Genomic DNA, 6,778 nt, shown 5'->3' on the forward strand with positions numbered 1-6,778 from the left:
ATAAGAGACAGGCTCTGGCCCATAATTATTTTCATTCCATCAATCCTACCCATTCCCAACCCCAATTCTCTTGCGTATAGTAGTGCCGTCAAATTGCATTACGGGATGTACAGTGAGTAATTCGTTGTTCCGATGGCCGGTTCGTGTCTACTTTGAGGACACAGACGCGGGAGGTGTGGTCTACCATGCCCGATACGTCGCCTTTTATGAAAGGGCTCGCACAGAGATGTTGCGCCAACGCAATTTTCACCAGCAGCAGTTGCTGGGTGAACACGTCGCTTTTGCTGTCCGCCGCATGACGGTCGAATACTTTGCACCAGCTCGCCTAGATGACCTGCTGGATGTCCAGAGTGAGATTACGTCCATTCGCGGAGCTTCTCTTACTTTTGCACAACGAATTCTTGATTCGCATGGAAACCTTCTGAGTTCTGCAGAAGTGTTGATCGCATGCATTGATCCACACCAAATGAAGCCCCGAGCGCTTCCTAAGTCTATTGTCGCGGAGTTTAAGCAGTGACTGACATGAACATTCTTGATTTATTTTTGAAGGCCAGCATCCTGGTTAAGCTGATTATGCTTGTCCTGGTGTGCTTCTCTATCGCGTCCTGGGCGATCATCATTCAACGCACCAAGGTGCTGAATGCCGCCACCCGCGAAGCAGAAGCGTTCGAAGATAAATTCTGGTCCGGTATTGAGCTTTCCCGTCTGTATCAGGAAAGCCAGGGCCGCCGCGAAACCCTGAGCGGGGCAGAGCAAATCTTCCATTCCGGTTTTAAAGAGTTCGCGCGTCTTCATCGTGCCAACAGCCATGCGCCGGAAGCCGTGATTGAAGGTTCTTCACGTGCGATGCGTATTTCTTTTAACCGTGAACTCGAATCACTGGAAACACATATTCCGTTCCTGGGCACCGTGGGTTCTATCAGCCCGTATATCGGTCTGTTCGGTACCGTCTGGGGGATCATGCACGCCTTTATCGGTTTAGGTTCTGTGAAACAGGCAACCTTGCAAATGGTCGCCCCGGGTATCGCAGAAGCACTGATCGCCACTGCGATTGGTCTGTTTGCCGCTATCCCTGCTGTTATGGCGTACAACCGCCTGAACCAGCGTGTGAACAAGCTTGAGCAAAACTACGATAACTTCATGGAAGAATTCACGGCTATCCTGCACCGTCAGGCTTTCTCTCGCGAAACCAGCAGTAACTAAAGGGGGAGAGTATGGCTCGTTCACGAGGTCGTCGTAACCGCCGCGAAGGTAAGTCGGAGATCAACATCGTTCCGTTGCTGGACGTATTGCTGGTTCTGTTGCTGATTTTTATGGCAACAGCACCCATCATTACCCAGAGTGTGGAAGTCGATTTGCCTGACGCAACGGATTCTAAAACGGTGTCCAGCGATGATAATCCGCCCGTGATTGTTGAAGTCTCCGGCGTGGGTCAGTACACCATTGTGGTGGATCATCAGCGTATGGAACAATTGCCTGAACAACAGGTTATCGCAGAAGCGACCAGCCGTATTCAGGCCAATCCGAAGACGGTATTCCTGATCGGCGGTGCAAAAGACGTGCCTTATGATGAAATCATCAAGGCGCTGAATATGCTGCATCAGGCTGGCGTGAAATCTGTCGGATTGATGACACAACCTATCTGAGGATAGGTAATTTGTAACACTTATTTGAAACCCGGCATTCTCTGGCTTGTTAAAAGTATGACAGGCAATACAGGAACCCGGGTTTTTAGTAATCCTGTCTTGGGAAATCTATTTTGGTAAAGGCAACTGCAACTGAACAAAACGATAAGCTCAAACGCGCCGTTATTGTTTCGGTCGTTCTGCATATCATCATTATAGCCCTGTTGATTTGGGGATCGCTGGACGAAGATACCAGCATGAGTGGCGGCGGTGGGGGGAGCGATATCTCTGCCGTAATGGTTGATCCCAGTGCCGTGGTCGATCAGTACAATCGTCAGCAACAGCAACAGGCTGATTCCCAACGCGCTGCCGCCGCGCGTCAGAAAAAATCAGAACAACAGGCTGAAGAGCTGCAACAGAAACAGGCCGCAGAACAGCAACGCCTGAAAGAACTTGAGAAAGAGCGTCTGCAAGCGCAGGAAAGTGCGAAGCAGCAGGCTCAGGAACAGGCCCAGCAGCAAAAGCAGGCTGAACAAGCTGCCGAGCAGGCGAAAGAACAGCAAAAACAGGCTGAAGCTGCCGCAGCACAGGCGAAGGCTGAAGCGGCAAAAGCGGCCGCTCAGGCGAAAGCAGATGCCGCGAAAGAAGCGGCTAAAGCACAAGCTGACGCGCAGAAAAAAGCGGCTGCGGATGCTAAAAAACAAGCAGAGGCTGAAGCCGCCGCCGCGGCTGCCGCTGCGAAGAAACAAGCCGAAGCGGATGCTAAGAAAGAAGCGGCAGCAGAAGCCAAAAAACAGGCTGCTGCTGAAGCGAAGGCTCAGGCCGCTGCCGATGCTAAAGCACAAGCTGAGGCTGATGCCAAAGCCGCCGCCGATGCAAAAGCTGCTGCTGCCGCAGAGAAAAAAGCGGAAGCTGCCGCGGCTGCCAAGAAAGCTGCAGCCGATAAAAAAGCTGCCGCCGCCGCCGCTGCCAAAGCAGCCGCTGATGCGAATAACTTATTTGATGGCCTGGCCGACTCTAAAAATGCGCCGAAAGGGGCAACCGGGGGCGGTGCTTCTGCTCCTGCTGGGAAGGGAACTCAGAAAAAGGCGGGCGCATCCGGGGCGGATATTGCGAACTATGGTAGCCAGATTAAAGCTGCCATCGAGAGCAGATTCTATGACGCATCATCTTATGCAGGCAAAACCTGTTCGTTGCGCGTTAAAATGAATCCGGATGGCTCGCTGATCAGCGTGTCGGCTGAAGGTGGGGATCCTGCACTGTGTCAGGCTGCGCTTGCCGCAGCACGACAGGCGAAGTTCCCGAAACCGCCTTCTGAAGCAGTCTATGAAGTGTTTAAAAATGCTCCGATAGATTTTAAACCGTAGGAAGAAGAAAATAATTCCTTTTCAGATTTTTACGATAGATTGCAGGGTGTAATTCTAGTTTTGTGTGCGTTGGTTTGTTAAAATTCTGCTAAATTATCGCGGGCAGATACGTCCAGATAAGGGAGATACAATGAAGCAGGCATTTCGAGTAGCGTTCGGCCTTTTGATGATGTGGGCATCTGTGGTTCATGCAGAAGTTCGCATTGAAATTACCCAAGGGGTAGATACAGCTCGTCCGATTGGCGTTGTGCCATTCAAATGGGCTGGCCCGGGTACACCACCTGAAGATGTGGGTGGTATTGTTGCTGCTGACTTACGTAACAGCGGCAAATTTAATCCTATTGATGCATCACGTATGCCTCAGCAGCCAACCTCCGCCGCAGAAGTTACACCTGCTGCCTGGACCGCGCTGGGTATTGATGCTGTTGTTATCGGTCAGGTTCAGCCTGCCGCCGATGGCAGCTATGTGGTGTCTTACCAACTGGTAGATACCTCTGGCGCACCGGGTACCGTGCTGGCACAAAACCAGTACAAAGTGACCAAACAATGGCTGCGTTATTCCGCGCATACCGCCAGCGACGAAGTATTTGAAAAGCTGACCGGCATTAAAGGTGCATTCCGTACCCGTATTGCTTACATCGTGCAGACCAACGGCGGTAAATTCCCGTATGAGCTGCGTGTAGCCGATTACGACGGTTATAACCAGTTCGTGGTTCACCGTTCACCAGAGCCACTGATGTCTCCTGCCTGGTCTCCTGACGGCAGCAAACTGGCTTACGTGACATTTGAAAGCGGTCGTTCAGCATTGGTGGTACAGACGCTGGCAAACGGTGCAATCAAACAGATTGCTTCTTTCCCTCGTCACAACGGCGCACCTGCTTTCTCGCCTGATGGCAGTAAACTGGCCTTTGCGCTGTCTAAAGACGGCAGCCTGAATCTGTATGTAATGAATCTGTCTTCTGGTCAGATTAGCCAGGTGACAAACGGACGTAGCAACAATACTGAACCAACCTGGTTCCCGGACAGCCAGAATCTGGCGTTCACGTCGGATCAGGGCGGTCGTCCGCAGGTTTATAAAGTGAACATTAATGGCGGTGCGCCTCAGCGTCTGACCTGGGAAGGCTCGCAGAATCAGGACTCTGACGTCAGTACAGATGGCAAGTTCCTGGTTATGGTGAGCAGCGCCAGCGGTACACAGCACATCGCTAAACTGGATCTGGCAACGGGAGCCGTTCAAACATTGACGGACACGTTCCTGGATGAAACGCCTAGCCTCGCACCAAATGGCACCATGGTAATTTACAGCTCCTCTCAGGGACTGGGTTCCGTATTGCAGTTGGTATCGACTGATGGGCGCTTCAAAGCGCGTCTTCCGGCAACTGATGGACAGGTCAAATTTCCTGCCTGGTCGCCGTATCTGTAATGCATAGAATACTATGTATGGCAAAAAATTATAAAAGGATCGAATAGATGCAACTGAACAAAGTGCTGAAAGGGCTGATGCTGGCGTTGCCTGTACTGGCAGTAGCTGCTTGTAGTTCTCACAAGAACGCAGACAACGACCAATCTAATGGTATGGGTCTGAACTCTGGCGCAGGCACTGAAAACGCTAACATGTCTTCAGAAGAGCAAGCTCGTCTGCAGATGCAAGAACTGCAGAAAAACAACATCGTTTACTTTGGCCTGGACAAATACGATGTGTCTTCTGAATTCGCTCAGATGTTGGACGCGCACGCAGCTTTCCTGCGTAGCAACCCGTCTTACAAAGTGACTGTAGAAGGTCATGCTGACGAACGTGGTACGCCAGAGTACAACATCGCCCTGGGCGAACGTCGTGCTACTGCTGTTAAAATGTACCTGCAAGGCAAAGGCGTTTCTGCTGACCAAATCTCTATCGTTTCTTACGGTAAAGAAAAACCAGCTGTACTGGGCCATGACGAAGCGGCATACGCTAAAAACCGTCGTGCCGTACTGGTATACTAAGAGAATAGTATGAGCAGTAACTTCAGAACTCACCTGTTGAGTCTGTCGTTACTGGTTGGCGTAGCGGTCCCATGGGCCGCTACTGCCCAAGCGCCAATCAGTAATGTCGGCTCAGGCTCGATTGAAGATCGGGTCACCTCTCTGGAGCGTATTTCTAACGCTCACAGCCAGCTATTAACTCAACTCCAGCAACAACTTTCTGATACCCAACGTGATATGGATACTCTTCGTGGTCAAATCCAGGAGAATCAATATCAGCTGAGTCAGCTTGGTGATCGCCAGAAGCAGATTTTTAATCAACTCGACAGCTTAAGCCAGGGTTCTGCCGGGGCCGCCAGCACGGGTGCTGCTGCAGCCACAGGTGACGCTGCAGGGTCTACTGCCACAACACCTGACGCGGGTGCTGCACAAGCTCCTGCAAGTACCGGTGACGTGAACAGCGATTACAATGCTGCGGTTTCACTGGCGCTGGAAAAGAAACAATATGATGAAGCCATTGCGGCTTTTCAGAGTTTCGTAAAAAAATATCCTGATTCAACTTATCAGCCAAACGCCAATTACTGGCTCGGTCAGTTGTATTACAACAAGGGTAAAAAAGACGATGCTGCTTATTATTTTGCAGTTGTGGTCAAAAACTATCCTAAGTCTCCAAAAAGTTCTGACGCAATGTTCAAGGTTGGGGTCATCATGCAGGAGAAAGGTCAGGCTGATAAAGCCAAAGCCGTCTTCGCACAGGTCGTGAAACAGTACCCAAATACCGATGCGGCAAAACAAGCTCAAAAACGCTTATCTGCAAAGTAGTGACTCGTTCAGGCCCGGAAAATGTACATATCGTGCATTTTCTGGGCTTGAGTGTGTGAAACACCATCAGTTAGCACTCTTTCTGAAAATTAAAGTTGCACTGAAAAGTTAAATAAGTAATATATGCCGCCGTTGCCCAGACAACTCCAAACGGCTAACGCTGTCAGAGATTTAGGCAATTTGCAGCAGGTTTAGATGGGCCGTTAGCTCAGTTGGTAGAGCAGTTGACTTTTAATCAATTGGTCGCTGGTTCGAATCCAGCACGGCCCACCACTTTTCAGTGGAAAATGCAATAAAGCAGTGCAGGACGACAACGCGCAGGCGTTGCCCGTATGGCGAGGTGAAACCGAGTCAATCCAGCACGGCCAGGTTATCTAAACAAACTGTAGTGCCTTGCACACCAACTGCAAGACACGCTGGCTGTAAGAAGTATTCAGGAAGGGCCGTTAGCTCAGTTGGTAGAGCAGTTGACTTTTAATCAATTGGTCGCTGGTTCGAATCCAGCACGGCCCACCACTTTTAAAGTGGAAAATGTAGTGAAGCAGTGCAGGATGAGAACCACTGGTTCGAGCCGAGCGAAGCGAGACGACAACGCGCAGGCGTTGCCCGCAGGGCGAGGTGAAACCGAGTCAATCCAGCACGGCCCACCACTTTTAGGTGGAACCTTCTGAATATTTTGAAAGCCAAAAATAAGTAGTAAAAAGCATTTAGATGGGCCGTTAGCTCAGTTGGTAGAGCAGTTGACTTTTAATCAATTGGTCGCTGGTTCGAATCCAGCACGGCCCACCACTTCTAAAGTGAAAAATGCAATAAAGCAGTGCAGGATGAGAACCACTGGTTCGAGCCGAGCGAAGCGAGACGACAACGCGAAAGCGTTGCCCGCAGGGCGAGGTGAAACCGAGTCAATCCAGCACGGCCCACCACTTATAAAGAGAACAAATCAATAAAACATTTCAGGATAAAAACCCCTGGTTCGATCCTATCGAAGCGAGCCGACAACAC

7 protein-coding genes, 3 tRNA genes and 2 other RNA genes are annotated in these 6,778 nt (G+C 50.6%); all 12 read left to right on the forward strand.

What is annotated here, in order from left to right; genetic code table 11:
* Positions 1 to 112: 112 nt before the first annotated feature.
* The 12 genes from ybgC (at position 113) to J1785_RS04885 (ending at position 6,699) form a co-directional block, all read left to right on the forward strand.
* Complete coding sequence (ybgC, locus tag J1785_RS04830) at positions 113 to 517, forward strand: tol-pal system-associated acyl-CoA thioesterase (RefSeq protein ID WP_015698108.1); 405 nt, start codon at positions 113 to 115, stop codon at positions 515 to 517.
* Positions 514 to 1,203, forward strand: coding sequence for a Tol-Pal system protein TolQ (gene tolQ, locus J1785_RS04835; RefSeq protein ID WP_013576430.1), 690 nt, complete (start codon positions 514 to 516; stop codon positions 1,201 to 1,203). Before ybgC ends, tolQ begins: the two co-directional genes overlap by 4 nt.
* An 11-nt stretch (positions 1,204 to 1,214) precedes the next feature.
* Positions 1,215 to 1,646, forward strand: coding sequence for a colicin uptake protein TolR (gene tolR, locus J1785_RS04840; protein ID WP_013576429.1), 432 nt, complete (start codon positions 1,215 to 1,217; stop codon positions 1,644 to 1,646).
* Positions 1,647 to 1,759: 113 nt separating this feature from the next.
* Positions 1,760 to 2,992 carry a cell envelope integrity protein TolA gene (gene tolA, locus J1785_RS04845; protein ID WP_217218939.1) on the forward strand — a complete coding sequence of 411 codons (1,233 nt, stop codon included), beginning with the start codon at positions 1,760 to 1,762 and terminating at the stop codon, positions 2,990 to 2,992.
* A gap of 130 nt (positions 2,993 to 3,122) precedes the next feature.
* Positions 3,123 to 4,415 carry a Tol-Pal system beta propeller repeat protein TolB gene (gene tolB / locus J1785_RS04850; RefSeq protein ID WP_013576427.1) on the forward strand — a complete coding sequence of 431 codons (1,293 nt, stop codon included), beginning with the start codon at positions 3,123 to 3,125 and terminating at the stop codon, positions 4,413 to 4,415.
* A 47-nt stretch (positions 4,416 to 4,462) separates the two neighbouring features.
* A complete protein-coding gene (pal, locus tag J1785_RS04855; RefSeq protein WP_013576426.1) occupies positions 4,463 to 4,975 on the forward strand; it encodes a peptidoglycan-associated lipoprotein Pal in 513 nt (170 codons plus the stop codon).
* 9 nt (positions 4,976 to 4,984) lie between these two features.
* Positions 4,985 to 5,776 (forward strand): cell division protein CpoB, encoded by a 792-nt coding sequence (gene cpoB, locus J1785_RS04860; RefSeq protein ID WP_217218940.1) that lies wholly within the window; start codon positions 4,985 to 4,987, stop codon positions 5,774 to 5,776.
* 197 nt (positions 5,777 to 5,973) lie between these two features.
* Positions 5,974 to 6,049: transfer RNA gene (locus tag J1785_RS04865), tRNA-Lys, on the forward strand.
* A 167-nt stretch (positions 6,050 to 6,216) separates the two neighbouring features.
* Positions 6,217 to 6,292: transfer RNA gene (locus J1785_RS04870), tRNA-Lys, on the forward strand.
* A 14-nt stretch (positions 6,293 to 6,306) separates the two neighbouring features.
* Positions 6,307 to 6,426, forward strand: a non-coding RNA gene (locus J1785_RS04875) — RtT sRNA.
* A 63-nt stretch (positions 6,427 to 6,489) separates the two neighbouring features.
* Positions 6,490 to 6,565, forward strand: a tRNA-Lys gene (locus J1785_RS04880).
* A 14-nt stretch (positions 6,566 to 6,579) separates the two neighbouring features.
* Positions 6,580 to 6,699, forward strand: a non-coding RNA gene (locus J1785_RS04885) — RtT sRNA.
* The last annotated feature ends 79 nt before the right edge of the window (positions 6,700 to 6,778 follow it).

The sequence above is a fragment of the Rahnella perminowiae genome, assembly GCF_019049755.1.
Classification (GTDB): Bacteria; Pseudomonadota; Gammaproteobacteria; order Enterobacterales; family Enterobacteriaceae; genus Rahnella; species Rahnella perminowiae.